This window comes from Prosthecobacter sp. Pr1 (assembly GCF_057652315.1).
Window position 1 is genome coordinate 37144 of sequence record NZ_JBYFBS010000019.1, and the last position, 14351, is coordinate 51494.

Sequence of the window (14351 nt, forward strand, 5' to 3'; positions counted from 1 at the left end):
ACCGCACTGAGTAAAAACTTATGGATTCTATGATTTTACCTTGATCCTACCAATGGATCTTGTTACATTAGTCATTATTCAAGAATTTCTCGGAAACCATAGCTCTAAGGACACCCTCCATGATTAACGGAACCAAAAACCCCGCCAAAGACCACGCCAAGCTGGCAGATTTCATCCTGTTCAGTCAGCGCGAGTTTTTGCTTAATCTCTCCCGTGAGCTGAACCGAGATAACATCTCCTTTGCTCAGTTCTTCCTGCTCGGCTACCTCGCTACGTCGAAAGAGCTGACCATGACCGACATCGCCCGCAAGATGGGACATTCCACCGCAGCCGCCACCGGCCTCGTGGACCGTCTTGAAAAACTCGGCCTCATGGAGCGCACCCATGCTGTGGATGACCGCCGCAAGGTGCTCGTTCGCATCACCTCCCGTGGCATCGAGCTCGTCAGCCGCCTGCGTGACGAACTGCAGAATCAAATCGCTGACGCCATGAGCGAAACCTCTTCCGCAGATGCCGACAGCTTCATGAACTCCTATCGCTCTCTGGACACAGCGGCGACGGCTCGTTAAGCGATTGTTTCCCTCTTCTTTTGCAAAGGCGCTCGGTTTATCCGTGCGCCTTTGTTTTTTTCATGGCAGAACAGTCCTGTGATGAACAACAATCAACCATGGATGACTTTCCCTGCGCTCGAAGCACTGCCCGGATTTGCGCATCGCTTCACCCTGCGGCACCCCGAAATTGATGTGAACGACGAGCGCGCCATCGTCGTGAGCCGCTTGTGGGACTGGCATCGCTCCCAGGCTGAGGAACTCGGGTTTTCGGGGGCTGCTCTGTGCATCGCCGAACAGGTGCATGGGCGGGAGGTTGCGGTGCTCACGGCACCCACGAGTGAAATTATTTCGGGAACCGACGGACTGATCTCAAACGTGCCGGGCCTGGTCATTGGCATCTACGTCGCCGACTGCTGCGCTGTCTATCTCGCCGATCCACGCACCGGAGCCTTCGGCGTCGTGCATTCGGGCAAAAAAGGTTCCGAATTCGGCATCACGACGCAGGCGATCGAGAAAATGCAGCAGCATTATGGCTCACGCCCGGAGGACCTGCACATCCAGTTGAGCCCCTGCATTCGACCTCCAGCTTATGAAATCGATTTTGCCGCACAGATTCGCCAGCAAGCCCTGGATGCTGGCGTTCCGACAGCGCAGATCCATGACACCGGGCTCTGCACTTCTTTGGATTTGCGCGGCTTTTATTCCTACCGCATGGAGAAAGGCCGAACCGGGCGCATGCTGGCGCTGCTCGGTCGCACTGCTTGATTAACCATGACATTTCATTCACCCGCCAAAATCAATCTCTGGCTGCGCATTCTCGGCAAACGGCCGGACGGTTTTCATGAGGTGCAGACCCGTCTGTGCCGGCTGGCCCTGGGAGACACGGTCGAGATCGAACACCTGGGCAAAGGCACGGATGTGACCCTGACCTGCTCAGACCCCACGGTGCCGCTGGATGAAACCAATCTGGCCATGCGCGCCCTGCGTGCTTTTGAAAACCGCACCGGCAGGCAGTCCTCCTGGCGCATGCATCTGGAGAAAAAAATACCAGCAGGCGCAGGTCTCGGCGGGGGCAGCAGCAATGCAGCTACGGTGCTGATGGGGGCCAATGAACTCGCAGGCTCACCGCTGACGCAGGCGCAGCTCATCGAGCTGGGTGCGCAGATTGGTTCGGACATCCCATGCTTTATTCTCGATAACCCGGCGGCTGATGGTGCCGGGAGAGGCGAGCAGGTGACTGGGGTCGATTTCCCCTGGCAGCTGCCGCTGGTCCTGATCAAGCCCCCCTTCCCCATCCCCACCCCCTGGGCCTACAAGAACTGGACCGACTCCAAGGAGATCCCCAGCATTCTCTATGCCCCGCAGCTTTGCCCCTGGGGTGCCATGTCGAATGATCTGGAGCGGCCCGTTTTCCAAAAACACCTGCTCCTGCCCACACTTAAAACCTGGCTGCTGGAGCAAAGCGAGGTCCACGCTGCCCTGATGTCCGGCTCCGGCAGCACCATGTTTGCCATCACTGAAACGCCGGCTCAGGCGGCAGAACTGGCCGTCAAAGCCCGTGAATGGTGCGGTGAGACTTCCTGGGTCCAATCCACCATGACGGCGGCGGCTTAGCAGCACCCGCTGAAAAGATTGAGGCCGGGCGGCTCCCGATTCCGCCCGGCCTCTGGTTTGTTCAACCTCAACTTGGCCCTGCGGTGAAGCAGGGGTTTTAGTCAACAACCAATCACTCTCAAGACCCAGTCAATGGAGGGCTGAAATCCCCGCATTTACTGTACCGGTGTTAGTCAGGGGTGGTTGGCAGAGTGTTGAAAAATGATGAAAATATTTTTGCTGAAGACTGTTCTTCTTACCCGCCCATGCCCGAACTCCCTCCATTGACCGACCCCGAACGTGCCATTTATGAATGGCAGATGTGGGTGCCCGGCGTGGGTGAGGAGGGCCAGCGAAAGATCAAAGGAGCCTCGGTACTGATTTCCCGCGTCGGCGGTCTGGGCGGTCTGGTGGCACTGGAACTCGCTGCGGCGGGCGTGGGAAAACTGGTGCTCGCCCACGGCGGCGATCTGCAGCCGTCAGATCTGAACCGGCAGCTGCTGCAAACTCACGATCATATCGGCAAACCGCGCATGGATTCCATCGTGCGCCATTTGCAGGAACTTAATCCCCGCTGTGAAATCGTGGGCGTCGCGGAAAACGTGTCCCCGGCAAACGCCGATGCGCTGGTGGCCCAGGCGGACTTTGTAGTGGACGCGGCACCTTTGTTCCAAGAGCGCCTGGCTTTGAACGCCGCCGCCATGCGTGCAGGCAAGCCGATGGTGGAATGCGCCATGCACACGCTGGAAGCCAACGTGACGACCTTTGTGCCCGGCAAGACGGGCTGCCTGGCATGCTACGTGCCCGAAGTGCCCCCCACCTGGAAGCGGCAGTTCCCGGTGTTTGGCGCGGTGTCAGGCACTGCGGCCTGCATCGGGGCCATGGAGGTCATCAAGCTGATCACCGGCGTTGGTGAGACGCTTTGCGGGGTGATGCTCTCCATGGATCTCTCCACGATGCAGTTCCGCAAGATTCGCCTGCCGAAGCGTGATGACTGCGCGGTGTGCGGAGGGTGAGAGAGCGATCTGTTTGTTCGTAGGATGGGTGTGGCGACAGCCCGCCCGTCCTTGAGCGTGCTGCAAACACCCTGGCCTGCGAAGGTCCTCGCAGTCGGGCGGTTTGGCGGAGGAAGCACTGGATGTTCCCTACGTACTGGACGCCAAACACACCCAACCTACGAAGCGACTGCGCGGTGTGCGGCTGATTTATTTCGCCACGAAATCGACCACGCAGACCTTGTCGAGCAGAGGCTTGAGCTTGGCAACGAAGGCCGAATGCTCTGGATGCGGAAGATACACGTCAAGGCCCGCCTTGTCTTTGAAGGTGACGAGGAAGCAATGCGTGAAGCCGTCATTGAGACCTTCCGGGCTCACATTCGTGCCCCATTCAAAAGCGGTGACCGTGTTGACCTTCTTGGTGAGTTCGATGAAGGCGTTTTCAATGCCCTGCACCTCGGCCGGTGTGGCGCTGTCCTTGAATTTGAAGAACACAACGTGGCGGTAGGGGGCGTCTGCGGCGGTGGCGAGGGTGGTCATGGCGGAAAAGAGAATGGCGAGGGCGAAGAGAGCAGCTTTCATGGTGCGCGAGAATGTCGCAAAGAGCACTTTGAGTCAATGCCTCAAACTGGTTGCGCCGTGGCATCGTGCATGCTCCTTAACAACTTATATGAGCCATTGGGACCGCTTTCAAAAGTACTTCGTTCGTTACTCCAACCTGGGATTCTCCATCGACATCAGCCGCATGGCTTTCGAGGATGACATCTTCAGCAAAATGGTGCCCCGCATCGAGTCTGCCTACAAGGCGATGATCGAGCTCGAAGCCGGTGCCATCGCCAATCCGGATGAGCAGCGCATGGTCGGCCACTACTGGCTGCGCAACGCCCGCCTCGCCCCCAATGACGCGCTTCAGCATGAAATCAGCGAGACCCTCGCAGCGACGCTGAAATTCGCCGCAGATGTCCACTCCGGCGCGATCACGGCAGCCAATGGCCAGAAGTTCACCCGCGTGCTCGTCGTGGGCATTGGTGGTTCGGCGCTCGGCCCGCAGCTCGTGGCGCATGCCATCACTCCGGCCAATCCGCCGCTGGCCATCTCCTTCCTCGACAACACGGACCCCGATGGCATCGACCGCGTGATGGCCCAGATCGGTGACGAACTGGCCACGACCCTCACCATCGTGATCTCCAAATCCGGCGGCACCAAGGAAACGCGCAACGGCATGCTCGAAGCCGAAACCGCCTACAAGGCCGCAGGACTCGACTTTGCCAAGCATGCCGTCGCCGTGACGGGCGTGGGCAGCGAGTTGGACAAGCATTCCACCGCGCAGGGCTGGCTGACCCGTTTCCCCATGTGGGACTGGGTGGGCGGACGCACCAGCCTGATGAGCGCCGTGGGCACTCTGGCCGCAGCCCTGCAAGGCGTGGACGTGCTGCAGTTCCTCGCCGGAGCCGCAGCGATGGATGTGGAAACACGCCAGCGTCCCGCCATCGAAAACGCCGCGATGCTGCTGGCGCTGATGTGGCACCAGGCCGGCAAAGGCAAAGGTCTGAAGGACATGGTCGTGCTGCCCTACAAGGACAGGCTGGTTCTCTTCAGCAAGTATCTCCAGCAGCTGGTCATGGAAAGCCTGGGCAAAGAGCACGATCTGAACGGCGCCGTGGTGAATCAGGGCATCGCCGTCTATGGCAACAAAGGCAGCACCGACCAGCACGCCTATGTGCAGCAGCTCCGCGATGGGGTGAACAATTTCTTCGTCACCTTCATCGAAGTGTCCAAGTCCCGCGACACCGCCTCCCTCGAAGTCGATCCCGGCTTCACCACGGGCGACTACCTTCAGGGCTTCCTGCGCGGCACCCGCAAGGCGCTGGCCGAGAAAGGCCGTGAATCGATCACCCTCACCATCCCCGAACTCAACGCCTTCACCTTGGGCATGCTCATCGCTCTGTTTGAGCGCGCCGTCAGCTTCTACGCCAGCTTGGTCAACATCAACGCCTACCACCAGCCCGGCGTTGAGGCCGGCAAAAAAGCCGCCACAGACTTCCTGACTCAGCTTGCCAAGGTGCGCGCTGCACTCACCGCTACAGGCAGCACGGCTGACGAAGTGGCTTCCAAGCTTGGGATTGATGCTGAGGATGCCTTCCACATGCTCAATCACCTGGCTGCGAATGCTCAGGCCCGGATGGTTGCCGCTGGGGACAGCCCGGCGCTCGATCAATTCGCAGCTCCGTGACAAATCGCCGTTTGCACACATTACATGGGCAACCTATAAATTGCGCCCCTGTGAAGCCTGCCGTCCTTCGGCGATAAAGTCATGCGTGATATTCCCATCCCCTACCAAATCGCCTGCGTCATACTGACCGCCCTTTTTATCTGGTCGTTCAGCATTGCGCGGGAACCACGAGGCTGGCGGCGGCTGTTTCAGTCCATGTTCTCCAAATCGGAGACCTTCTCCGTCAACAAGAACAAAGTCATCGACGAAGCCTTGAAGCGCTATGGCATCGTGATTGCCATGGTCATTCTAGTGATCGATGTCTCGTGCTTTGTCCTCGGTGTGACCGACCGCTATCGCGATAAGATGCGTGATCTCACTCCTGAACAGCGTGAAAGCATGCAGGAGATCAACAAGTATCAGAACAGCGGCAAACCGGGCGGCCCCATGTGATCACGCTTTCCGTTTGGTCACCAGAGTGTCTGCCACCAGATCGTGCAGGCAGCGGCGGTCTTTGCGGAAGATCATGAGGGAGTCAGCCATCAGCAGGGCCAGCCCCAGCCCTCCAAAGTAAATGAGGCCGGTAAAGACAAGGATGAAGAAGAGGACGGAGCGCAGCAGCAAGGCCTTGATAAAACCGGCCCGCGTCCCTTCAGGAAACCGCACCACCTGAATGCCCAGGCAAAGCTTGCCAATCGTCTGACCACGCAGGGTGAGCAACACCACATTCACGATCAAGGCCATGTCAAAAACCAAACTCGCGAGCGGCAGTTTCATGCCCCCCGATGCCTGGAGCTTTTCCGCCCGCTTCTGCATGGCGTTCACCATGGCCGTCGGATCGTTCTGCAGTTTCTGGGTTTCCTCCACAAACGCCTGATCAAAAACCATGGTGAGAACGACCCACAGCGGCACGATGATCAGGGCGAAATCGATGAGCCTGGCGGCAAACCTCTGGCCCAATGACGCCATCTCAAGGCGAATGACCTGATCCTGCCTGACTTCGGCGCGCAGAGCTGTGATGGAGGGCTGCTCGGAGATGGACGGCGCAGCTACCTCGGGATTTAGCTCCTGCAAATGATCCTTCAAAGTCTCCCAGTCCTTCATGCCTTCCGTCCAGCAAAGGTCGGTGGGTTTGAAACGTCCCTCCCGCAGTCCGGCGCTCACATCCAGATCGTTGAAGGTGCCGAGCTGTTCTTCGCCGCGTGCCAGATGGTATTTCATGTATATGCCTGTTGCTGTATGTCGTATGCTAGATAGCTGCTAACCCGCACGCATCAAGCTCCCATCCCGATTGAAAACCATCGCCCGCGTCTTTTCCTACCTTCGTCGTTACCCCTGGCTCGGCTCCGCCCAGATCGCCTGTGCCATCATCGGCACCCTGATGGTCATCGTTTTTCCGCACATCACCCGCGAGGTGATGGACGTCGTCGTGCCGGGCAAGCAGTGGGATCGCCTCGGCCCGCTCGCCTGCTGGGCGCTGGCCGCCTACTTTGCCCAGCATCTGTTCAATTCCCTGCGCATCCAGCTCAACAACACCTTTGAGCAGAAGGTCATCTACGACCTCCGCAGCGACATCTACCAGCGCCTGCAAACCTTGCCCCTCCGTTGGTTCGACAACCGCCCCTCAGGCGACATCATGACCACCGTCGCCGAGGACATCCCCTCTGTGGAGCGTGTGCTCATTGATGGCCTTGAGCAGGGGCTCATTTCCGTGCTGCAGATCATCGTCGTGGGTGGCTTCATGCTCCAGGCAGACGTTACTCTGACGCTTTATGCCCTCATCCCCCTGCCCTTTCTTATGGCCGGTGCCCTGCTCTACACCCGCACCTCCAAGAACCGCCACAGGAAGGTGCGCAAGGCCAGCAGCGCCATGAACTCCCTGCTTCAGGACAACGTCTCCGGCATGCGCCAGATCAAAGCCTACGCCATGGAGCGCGAGGAGCATGAACGCTTCAACCGCGCCAGCGGCGCTCTGCGCACCGCCACGCTCCACGTCATGCGCATCTGGTCCATCTACCGCCCGGGCATGAATTTCCTCACCAGCACCGGCATGGTCATCGTGCTCTGGGTGGGCGCACGCCAGCTCATGGCTGGCAGAATTCAAACCGGCGACCTCACCGCCTTCCTGCTGCTGCTCAAGTTTTTCTACGATCCCATCGAGAGCCTGCACCAGCTCAATCAGATTCTGCAAACCGGTCGTGCTGCAGGAGAGCGCGTCTTTGACATCCTGGATGCCGAACCGGAAGCCGACACCACAGGTGGCCGCGAACTGTCTGGCGTCACCGGTCATGTGCGCTATGAGAACGTCGGCTTCAGCTATGCGGGCAAAACACCCACCGTGCATGGCGTCTCGCTCGATGCACATCCCGGACAGACCATCGCCCTCGTCGGCCCAACGGGCGCTGGAAAATCCACGCTCATCAATCTGCTCACGCGCTTCTATGAGTACGATGAAGGCGTCATCACCATCGACGGTGCACCTGTTCACGAACTCAACAAAGCCTGGCTGCGCCGCCACATCGGCTACGTCACGCAGGAGAGCTTTTTGTTCAACGGCACCGTGCGGGAGAACCTCGTTATCGGCCGGCGTGATGCCACCGATGAGCAGCTCTGGGAGGCCCTGCAAAGCGCCAATGCGGATGCCTTCGTCAAGCGTCTGCCTGATCTGCTCGACACCCATGTGGGCGAGCGCGGTGTGAAGCTCAGCGTGGGTGAAAAGCAGCGCATCAGCATCGCCCGCGCCCTGCTGCGCAATCCGCCCATCCTCCTGCTCGATGAAGCCACCGCCAGCGTGGACACCGAAACCGAGCGCCAGATTCAGGAAGCACTGGAGCACCTCATGGCGCACCGCACCAGCTTCGTCATTGCCCACCGCCTCAGCACCGTGCGTAATGCGGACCGCATCTACGTCCTCGACCACGGCCGCATCATCGAGCAAGGCACACATGACGAACTCATCGCCCAGGAGGGCATGTACGCCCGCCTCTGCCGCACCTCTCTGATCGCTGCCGAAGTGCCGGCGGAGTGAGATTTGTGTTGAGTTATCAGGTCGAGCGCTGACAACAATCCCCCATGTCCCTCTCCCTTCTGCTGCGTGCCGTCTTCATGTTTGCTTTCTGCATCTCTGCAAGCTTGGCCAGTGCGGATGAACCCGTGACCCGCTGCCACAAGGTCAATGCCCCGGTGGGCCTTGTCATCCGCAGCAAGCCCGGCACCGATGGCAAACGCCTCGCGGTCTTGGAGGAAGGAACCAAGGTCACGCTCGCAGGCAAAGCAGTGGCCGATGACAAGAACAAGGTTCTTCCTGTCGTGTCCAAAGATGCCCAGGACCCGGAAGCTTCGTGGATTCAAATCTCCGCCCCCAAGGCAGGCTACGTGCTCTATCGCGTCAGCGGCAGCAGCCCCTACGACTACCTCGTTCCCTGCAAGTAACGCCTTCTACTCGCACAGGCAGCGGCGGAAGAAATCCACCGTCATGCCCAGCGCCTGACGGGCGATTTCGGCATCGTAGCGCAGGCCTTCATCACGCAGGAAGGCATGGGCAGCATTGAATTCATGCCAGGTGAAATTCACACCCGCAGCCGTCAGTGTCTGGTAGATCATGGCACGCCCCTCGGCAGGCACATGCGGGTCCTGCCGGCCAAACACCAGCATCATTTCGCCTTTGATGTCTGCCGCACGAGCCAGCGAATCATCGTTCATCCCTGCGCCGAGGCTGCGCTTGTGCAGATCCGTGGGGTAAAAGCATGTGGCAGCCGCGACATCCGGCTGCAACGCCGCGCGATAGGTCAGATGCCCGCCGATACAGGGGCCGAATGACCCCAGCTTGCCGGTGCAGTCTGCATGAGATTTCAAGTAATCGAGCACCGCACGATTGTCTGCATCGTAGGCCGCCACGGGTTTCTCAGTCTTGAGCTTGTTGCCCACGTCTGAGCCCGCTTGGTCATAAGCCAGCACCGTTCCCGCAGGCAGATACTCATGGTAGATCTCTGGCAGCGCCACGATGAAGCCATGCCCGGCGAGGAACGCCGCCGTGCGGCAGATGGGGCCGGTGTTTTGAAAGATCTCCGAGTGAAACAGCAGCCCCGGATACCGTCCCGCTCCCGCCGGGCGCAGCACCAGTGCACGCATGGGACCGGTGGGCGTGGTGAGTTCGACGATTTCAGGTTCGCGGAGAGTCATGGAGAGAAGAGTGGAATGAGCGGGCACGATGCCGATGACTGCAAGCACCTCAATTCACAGTTTTCAATTTTGATTCGTTTCACTCACCCTTCGGGCTGCCTGCGGCAGTCTATCTTCGCTGCGCTTCGATTCAGTTCGCAGTTTTCAGTCCCTCACAACGCCGCATGCGCGTAACGCTCCCATCAGTTCACACTCCTTTCCTATTCCATGACTCCCGACTCCTCCTCCCGCCTTGCCGGCATGCTGCAGGGCAGCTTCATCGCTGAATCCATCTCTCTCGGCGTTCACTGGATTTACGATCCCGCGCTGATCCTCAAAAAGCATGGCCGCGTGACTGGCTACCTTGCCCCGGGTGCGGAGTCCTATCACCCGCACAAGCAGGCCGGTGCCCAAGGGCATGCGGGAGATCAGGCCCTGCGTCTGCTCACTTTCCTTCAACGCGAGCGCCGCTGGGACGCCACCGCCTTTCTCACCGACTGGCAGGCCATGTGGCCGACCTACAACGACTACGTGGACAAGGCCACCAAAGGAACCCTCGCCAATCTCCAAGCCGGTGCCACAGCAGCCAAGAGCGGCGCACCGTCCGATGAACTCGCCGGACCTGCGCGCATCGCGCCTCTCATGGCCTTCCTCGCTGACAAGCCTGAGTCCGAAGCCGTCGCGGCTGCCATTGAGCAAACGGTGATCACCCATCGCTCACCCGAGACGATCGAATGCGCCGAATTTCTCGCCCGCTCAACGCATCGCCTGCTACAGGGCGGCGAACTGCAAAGCGTCATCACCGCCACCGCACCCGCATGGGCTTTGAAAGCCGCCGAGGCAGCCACGGACAGGGACGCTATCGGCCAGCTCGGTCGCGCCTGCCCCATTCCCCAGGCACTGCCCGCCGTGCTCTGGCTCATCCGCCATCACGGCGAAAACTTCGAGACCGCCACCATCGAAAATGCCATGGCCGGCGGCGACAACTGCGCCCGTGCCCTTGCGCTCGGCATGCTCATTGGAGCGGCCCATGGCATCGAAGCCATTCCCGCAGCCTGGCGCGAAGGCTTGCTCGCCAAGCCCCTGCTGGAGCGCGGACTTTAGTCCGCAGCACCCCGCCTAAACGCCAAGTTCTTACACATTCACTGTTCTCTTCGCGCCGAGCATCACCGTGCTTGCGACCTTCATCGTGGAAAACACCCTCCCAGCACAAGCGACCTGCTGCTGACTAAAGTGCCGCGCTCCTTTTTGTTTGCATGCTGCGGCAATTTTCGTTTTCTCGCTGCATGAGCGAACCACCTCATTCTCGTCGAGTCGGTCCACCGCAGCGGCCCAAACTGCGACGAGTGGTCGAGCGCCAGCGTGAGACCTTCCCGCAGCTAACGCGTGACGAGAAAATCCAAGGCTTCCAAGGTTGGAATGAGCGCGGTTATATTCCGCATCGCGATGAGCCCGGTCTCACCCAGTTCGTGACCTTCCGTTTAGCTGACACCTTCCCATCAGAAATGCAGGAAGAGTGGGAGAAGCTGCTGAACATCGAAGATGCCCGCGAGCGCCGCATTCGACTCGAAGCGTGGCTCGATCTCGGCCACGGCGAGTGCTACCTGCGAGAAGAACGGCTTGCGGAGCTTGTGGCGGAGGCTTTGCGAAAGTTCGACGGCACGCACTACCGACTCCACGCTTGGACGATCATGCCGAAGCATGTGCACGTGCTGTTTGAAGTGAGTGAGACGCCCATGAAAAAGATCCTGCAACAATGGAAAGGTGCGACTGCGCGTGCGGCCAATCTACTGCTGGGTCTTCAGACGCCATTCTGGCAGAGCGACTACTGGGACACTTTTATGCGCGATCCCGACCATCAGGAGCGGACCATTCGATACATTCGCAACAACCCAGTCAAAGCCGGCCTCGCCTCCGATTGGAAAGACTGGCCATGGACATACATTCGCAAAGAAGAATAATTCCCCGGAGCGCGGACTTCAGTCCGCAGCACTCCGCCACAGCCCCAATTCTTATCCACACACCAGTTCCCTCCACACCGAAAATCCACTCGCTTGCGGCGTTCAACGCGGGCAGCACACTCATGAGTACTGCGGCGCACGAGACTGAAGCTAAAGCGGAGGTATGGATGCTAGCGGAGTGCTGCGGACTAAAGTCCGCGCTCCGCTACCACTCGCTGAACGGCACCGCGCAGAGGTTCGAGTTCGTGTAGCGCATGTCGTGGCTCACTTCCTCGCCAACCCAATCGGGCAGCGCAAACGGCGTGTCTTCCGCAGGCAGTTCGATCTCCGCCACCACGAGGCCCTCATTTGCCCCGTGGAAGATGTCCACCTCCCACAGCATGCCTTCATGCACGACATGATGCCGCGTTTTGTCGATCAAAGGCTGATGGCAGAGCAGAAGAAGATCCCGCGCGTGCTCCAGCGTGATGGGAAATTCGATCTCCGTGCGCGTGATGCCCGTGCGGCGGCTCTTCACCGTCATGAAGGCGTCATCTCCGACAAGGCGCACGCGTACGGTGCGGTCGGGATCACGTGACAAATAACCCTGCGCCATGCGGCGGCCCGGACCGGTGGGCTGCCACTGGCCGGGCTTGAGGAGGTATTTGCGCTCGATCTCGGTGCCCATGGGGAGACTCAACCCTTGGAGGAGGAATACAGCGCCACGAGTGCGGCACCGATGGATTGAGAAAGCTCACCTAGTGTCGCTGGCACCAGCTGGAGTTCATCGCGCTGTTTCGGGAAAAGGTAAGGCAGCGCTGCGGCGCGGATGCCGCCGAGGTAGCGTTCGCGGAACTCAGGCGTCGTGCTTTCAGGGTCCACCAAACCACCGCCGATGACGATGATGCCGGGATCCAGGGCCATCGACAAATTCGCGACGTGGATGCCGAGGGCACGCGCCTGGATGTCGAAGATTTCGAGCGCAAGGGGGTCACCATTCTGCGCACGGCCGCGCAGGGAGAAGCCTTTGCTCCTCAGTGTGTCGTTGCTCAGAGCGAGTTCGTGATCCGGATATTTCGGCAGGAAGAACTCCAGGAACTGCGTCAGTCCGGAGATGGTGGAGTAGGCCTCGATGCAACCCCAGTCGCGACCGCAGCCGCAGCGAAACGCGGGCACTTCATCCAGGCCATGGCCAAGGAGGTGGCGTGGGATGGGCATGTGCCCGCCCTCCATGCCTGCGAGGTGATCGCCGCTCAGGGGCAGACCATTGGTATCGATGTAAGCAGCGCCCAGGCCTGAGCCGGGAGCCAGCAGGAGCACGGTGGCTTTGGTCGCGCCACGCACGCGGGCGGCCTCACCCACACCACCGAAATCGCCATCGTTCCCCACGTAGAGAGGGATCTCACGGCCTGCGGCCTTGGCGATGGCTGCGGAGTAGTCGGCATGAAAATTCCAACCGATGAAGCTGTCTGGCAGATTGGAGGATTTTTCGAGGACGCCATACCTCTGGTAAGGGCCCGGCAGTGCGAGTCCTGCAGCAGCCACACGGTCCCAAGTGAGGCCGTTGTCCTTGAGGAAACCCTCTGCGCCTTCGACCCAGCCGGCCACGACGGCGGCGGTGCCGTTTTGGGAATTGGTTGAGCTCTGGCGAAGCTGAAGGGAGACGGGTTCACCGTTGGCGAAGACGCCGCCGGTCTTGGAAGTGGTGGCTCCGGAATCGGTGCCGAGAAAGATGTCGCGAGTGGCTGATGGCATATCGGGGCCGCGAACTTGGAGAGCGAATGGGCGGTGGTCGAGAAGAATGCGCCGCGATGGGCATGCTTACTCGGCAGGCAAAGGGCCAATCAACACCCGAAAAGTCCCACCTCAGTCCTGATTGAAAGCTCTGTGCTCATCGTGCCTCTGTGGTTAACTCTGATTCATTTGCCCTCGCACCGAAGACTATTACTGCAGAGGCACGATGAACACAGAGGTATGAATTTGTGATACTGAATGGAATTCTCTGTGGCTGCCGTGTCTCTGTGGTTTAAAAATCGCCCCCATGAACATCAGTGCAGACAACCAACTCACCGGGGCCATCATCGGAGCGGCAATCGATGTCCATCGCCAGCTCGGCCCTGATCTTGATGAGGCCGCTTATGAAGAAGCATTGAATCTCAAGCTCACCCAACTTGGTATCATGAACAAACGCCAGGTTCCAATGCCACTGATCTATAAGGACGTGCGTCTCGATTGCGGCTATCGGCTCGACCTCCTGGCAGAGGAGCGTGTACCGCTGGAACTCAAAGCAGTCGTCGAGACTCTGAGTGTGCATGAAGCCCAACTGCTGACCTATCAGCGTGTGGGGCGCTTCCCTCTGGGTTTGCTGATTAATTTCAACGTGCCCGTGCTCAAGCATGGCATTCACCGCAGTGCCGAAACCCGAGTCTGGACACCTCCAAACGCAACTTCAGCCGAGGTTGATTCCGTCAAGGCCTTCGACCCTGTCTCTGCAGCCATCGTCCTCGCAGCCGTTGAAGTTCATCGCCACATCGGCCCAGGCATGCTGGCCAGTTCCTACCTTGCCTGCCTGTGTCATGAGTTGAGTCTGCGCAAGCTCACTTTTGAGAAGGAAAAACGGCTCCCGATCCTTTTCGATGGCAAACCTCTGAGCGCGCACGCTGAAGTGCCACTCGTGATCGAAAACGAAGTGCCGGTGTTCCCTATGAGTGCAGACTGCATCACCGCGCTTCATGTTTCCACCGCTCTCGCACGACTTCGGCAAGGCGGTTGGAGACAGGGACTCATTTTGAATTTCAACTCGACCAGCATGCTGGGAGGCATGAAGCGTGTCGTTCTTTGACTGAACGCCTGCTCAAAACCACAAAACGATATACACAGAGGCCTGAATTTGATCCTG

The 14351-nt window shown here is 59.4% G+C and carries 16 protein-coding genes; 11 read left to right on the plus strand and 5 right to left on the minus strand.

Going from position 1 to position 14351, the window contains the following annotated elements; genetic code table 11:
• Positions 1-119 precede the first annotated feature (119 nt).
• The 4 genes from AC24GY_RS23815 (at position 120) to AC24GY_RS23830 (ending at position 3160) form a co-directional block, all read left to right on the plus strand.
• Positions 120-569, plus strand: a complete 450-nt coding sequence (locus AC24GY_RS23815; protein ID WP_422315030.1) for a MarR family transcriptional regulator — start codon at positions 120-122, stop codon at positions 567-569.
• A 102-nt stretch (positions 570-671) separates the two neighbouring features.
• The gene (locus tag AC24GY_RS23820; RefSeq protein ID WP_422315032.1) at positions 672-1316 is read left to right on the plus strand and encodes a purine nucleoside phosphorylase YfiH/LACC1 family protein; all 645 of its coding nucleotides are present in this window, start codon (positions 672-674) and stop codon (positions 1314-1316) included.
• A 6-nt stretch (positions 1317-1322) separates the two neighbouring features.
• Entirely contained in the window at positions 1323-2165 is an 843-nt protein-coding gene (ispE, locus tag AC24GY_RS23825) for a 4-(cytidine 5'-diphospho)-2-C-methyl-D-erythritol kinase (RefSeq protein WP_487688024.1), read from the plus strand.
• A gap of 245 nt (positions 2166-2410) precedes the next feature.
• A complete protein-coding gene (locus AC24GY_RS23830) occupies positions 2411-3160 on the plus strand; it encodes a HesA/MoeB/ThiF family protein (RefSeq protein WP_487688027.1) in 750 nt (249 codons plus the stop codon).
• Between the two features lie 189 nt (positions 3161-3349).
• Here AC24GY_RS23830 and AC24GY_RS23835 read toward each other — a convergent pair whose 3' ends face one another.
• Positions 3350-3721: a Dabb family protein gene (locus tag AC24GY_RS23835; RefSeq protein ID WP_487688029.1), complete on the minus strand. Its 372-nt coding sequence runs from the start codon at positions 3719-3721 to the stop codon at positions 3350-3352.
• An 88-nt stretch (positions 3722-3809) separates the two neighbouring features.
• Between AC24GY_RS23835 and AC24GY_RS23840 the strand changes: the two genes are divergently transcribed.
• A complete protein-coding gene (locus AC24GY_RS23840) occupies positions 3810-5372 on the plus strand; it encodes a glucose-6-phosphate isomerase (protein ID WP_487688033.1) in 1563 nt (520 codons plus the stop codon).
• Between the two features lie 81 nt (positions 5373-5453).
• Positions 5454-5804, plus strand: a complete 351-nt coding sequence (locus AC24GY_RS23845) for a hypothetical protein (protein WP_422314865.1) — start codon at positions 5454-5456, stop codon at positions 5802-5804.
• On the opposite strand, the gene AC24GY_RS23850 is transcribed toward AC24GY_RS23845, so the two are convergent.
• Positions 5805-6572, minus strand: coding sequence for an RDD family protein (locus AC24GY_RS23850; protein WP_487688035.1), 768 nt, complete (start codon positions 6570-6572; stop codon positions 5805-5807). It lies immediately after the preceding gene.
• Positions 6573-6642: 70 nt separating this feature from the next.
• Between AC24GY_RS23850 and AC24GY_RS23855 the strand changes: the two genes are divergently transcribed.
• Both AC24GY_RS23855 and AC24GY_RS23860 read left to right on the plus strand, forming a co-directional pair.
• Entirely contained in the window at positions 6643-8379 is a 1737-nt protein-coding gene (locus AC24GY_RS23855; protein WP_487688038.1) for an ABC transporter ATP-binding protein, read from the plus strand.
• Positions 8380-8423: 44 nt separating this feature from the next.
• On the plus strand, positions 8424-8783 hold the full coding sequence (locus AC24GY_RS23860; protein WP_487688040.1) for a hypothetical protein: 360 nt from the start codon (positions 8424-8426) through the stop codon (positions 8781-8783).
• Between the two features lie 6 nt (positions 8784-8789).
• Here the strand turns inward: AC24GY_RS23860 and AC24GY_RS23865 are convergent, their stop codons facing one another.
• Entirely contained in the window at positions 8790-9533 is a 744-nt protein-coding gene (locus tag AC24GY_RS23865) for a dienelactone hydrolase family protein (RefSeq protein ID WP_487688042.1), read from the minus strand.
• A 207-nt stretch (positions 9534-9740) separates the two neighbouring features.
• Here AC24GY_RS23865 and AC24GY_RS23870 point away from each other — a divergent pair, with 207 nt between their 5' ends.
• Entirely contained in the window at positions 9741-10616 is an 876-nt protein-coding gene (locus AC24GY_RS23870) for an ADP-ribosylglycohydrolase family protein (RefSeq protein ID WP_487688044.1), read from the plus strand.
• Between the two features lie 182 nt (positions 10617-10798).
• Positions 10799-11473, plus strand: a complete 675-nt coding sequence (locus AC24GY_RS23875; RefSeq protein ID WP_487688046.1) for an REP-associated tyrosine transposase — start codon at positions 10799-10801, stop codon at positions 11471-11473.
• A 205-nt stretch (positions 11474-11678) separates the two neighbouring features.
• Here AC24GY_RS23875 and AC24GY_RS23880 read toward each other — a convergent pair whose 3' ends face one another.
• Together AC24GY_RS23880 and AC24GY_RS23885 are read right to left on the minus strand one after the other, a co-directional pair.
• A complete protein-coding gene (locus AC24GY_RS23880; RefSeq protein ID WP_487688049.1) occupies positions 11679-12140 on the minus strand; it encodes a CYTH domain-containing protein in 462 nt (153 codons plus the stop codon).
• Positions 12141-12148: 8 nt separating this feature from the next.
• The gene (locus AC24GY_RS23885; RefSeq protein WP_487688052.1) at positions 12149-13207 is read right to left on the minus strand and encodes an ROK family protein; all 1059 of its coding nucleotides are present in this window, start codon (positions 13205-13207) and stop codon (positions 12149-12151) included.
• 286 nt (positions 13208-13493) lie between these two features.
• Between AC24GY_RS23885 and AC24GY_RS23890 the strand changes: the two genes are divergently transcribed.
• Positions 13494-14294 carry a GxxExxY protein gene (locus tag AC24GY_RS23890; protein ID WP_422316947.1) on the plus strand — a complete coding sequence of 267 codons (801 nt, stop codon included), beginning with the start codon at positions 13494-13496 and terminating at the stop codon, positions 14292-14294.
• The last annotated feature ends 57 nt before the right edge of the window (positions 14295-14351 follow it).

What these genes read in the sequence shown, in the direction of transcription:
- AC24GY_RS23815 (WP_422315030.1), top strand. Translation starts at nt 120, where the DNA reads ATGATTAACGGAACCAAAAACCCCGCCAAAGACCACGCCAAGCTGGCA.
- AC24GY_RS23820 (WP_422315032.1), top strand. Translation starts at nt 672, where the DNA reads ATGACTTTCCCTGCGCTCGAAGCACTGCCCGGATTTGCGCATCGCTTC.
- ispE (WP_487688024.1), top strand. Translation starts at nt 1,323, where the DNA reads ATGACATTTCATTCACCCGCCAAAATCAATCTCTGGCTGCGCATTCTC.
- AC24GY_RS23830 (WP_487688027.1), top strand. Translation starts at nt 2,411, where the DNA reads ATGCCCGAACTCCCTCCATTGACCGACCCCGAACGTGCCATTTATGAA.
- AC24GY_RS23835 (WP_487688029.1), bottom strand. Translation starts at nt 3,721, where the DNA reads ATGAAAGCTGCTCTCTTCGCCCTCGCCATTCTCTTTTCCGCCATGACC.
- AC24GY_RS23840 (WP_487688033.1), top strand. Translation starts at nt 3,810, where the DNA reads ATGAGCCATTGGGACCGCTTTCAAAAGTACTTCGTTCGTTACTCCAAC.
- AC24GY_RS23845 (WP_422314865.1), top strand. Translation starts at nt 5,454, where the DNA reads ATGCGTGATATTCCCATCCCCTACCAAATCGCCTGCGTCATACTGACC.
- AC24GY_RS23850 (WP_487688035.1), bottom strand. Translation starts at nt 6,572, where the DNA reads ATGAAATACCATCTGGCACGCGGCGAAGAACAGCTCGGCACCTTCAAC.
- AC24GY_RS23860 (WP_487688040.1), top strand. Translation starts at nt 8,424, where the DNA reads ATGTCCCTCTCCCTTCTGCTGCGTGCCGTCTTCATGTTTGCTTTCTGC.
- AC24GY_RS23865 (WP_487688042.1), bottom strand. Translation starts at nt 9,533, where the DNA reads ATGACTCTCCGCGAACCTGAAATCGTCGAACTCACCACGCCCACCGGT.
- AC24GY_RS23870 (WP_487688044.1), top strand. Translation starts at nt 9,741, where the DNA reads ATGACTCCCGACTCCTCCTCCCGCCTTGCCGGCATGCTGCAGGGCAGC.
- AC24GY_RS23875 (WP_487688046.1), top strand. Translation starts at nt 10,799, where the DNA reads ATGAGCGAACCACCTCATTCTCGTCGAGTCGGTCCACCGCAGCGGCCC.
- AC24GY_RS23880 (WP_487688049.1), bottom strand. Translation starts at nt 12,140, where the DNA reads ATGGGCACCGAGATCGAGCGCAAATACCTCCTCAAGCCCGGCCAGTGG.
- AC24GY_RS23885 (WP_487688052.1), bottom strand. Translation starts at nt 13,207, where the DNA reads ATGCCATCAGCCACTCGCGACATCTTTCTCGGCACCGATTCCGGAGCC.
- AC24GY_RS23890 (WP_422316947.1), top strand. Translation starts at nt 13,494, where the DNA reads ATGAACATCAGTGCAGACAACCAACTCACCGGGGCCATCATCGGAGCG.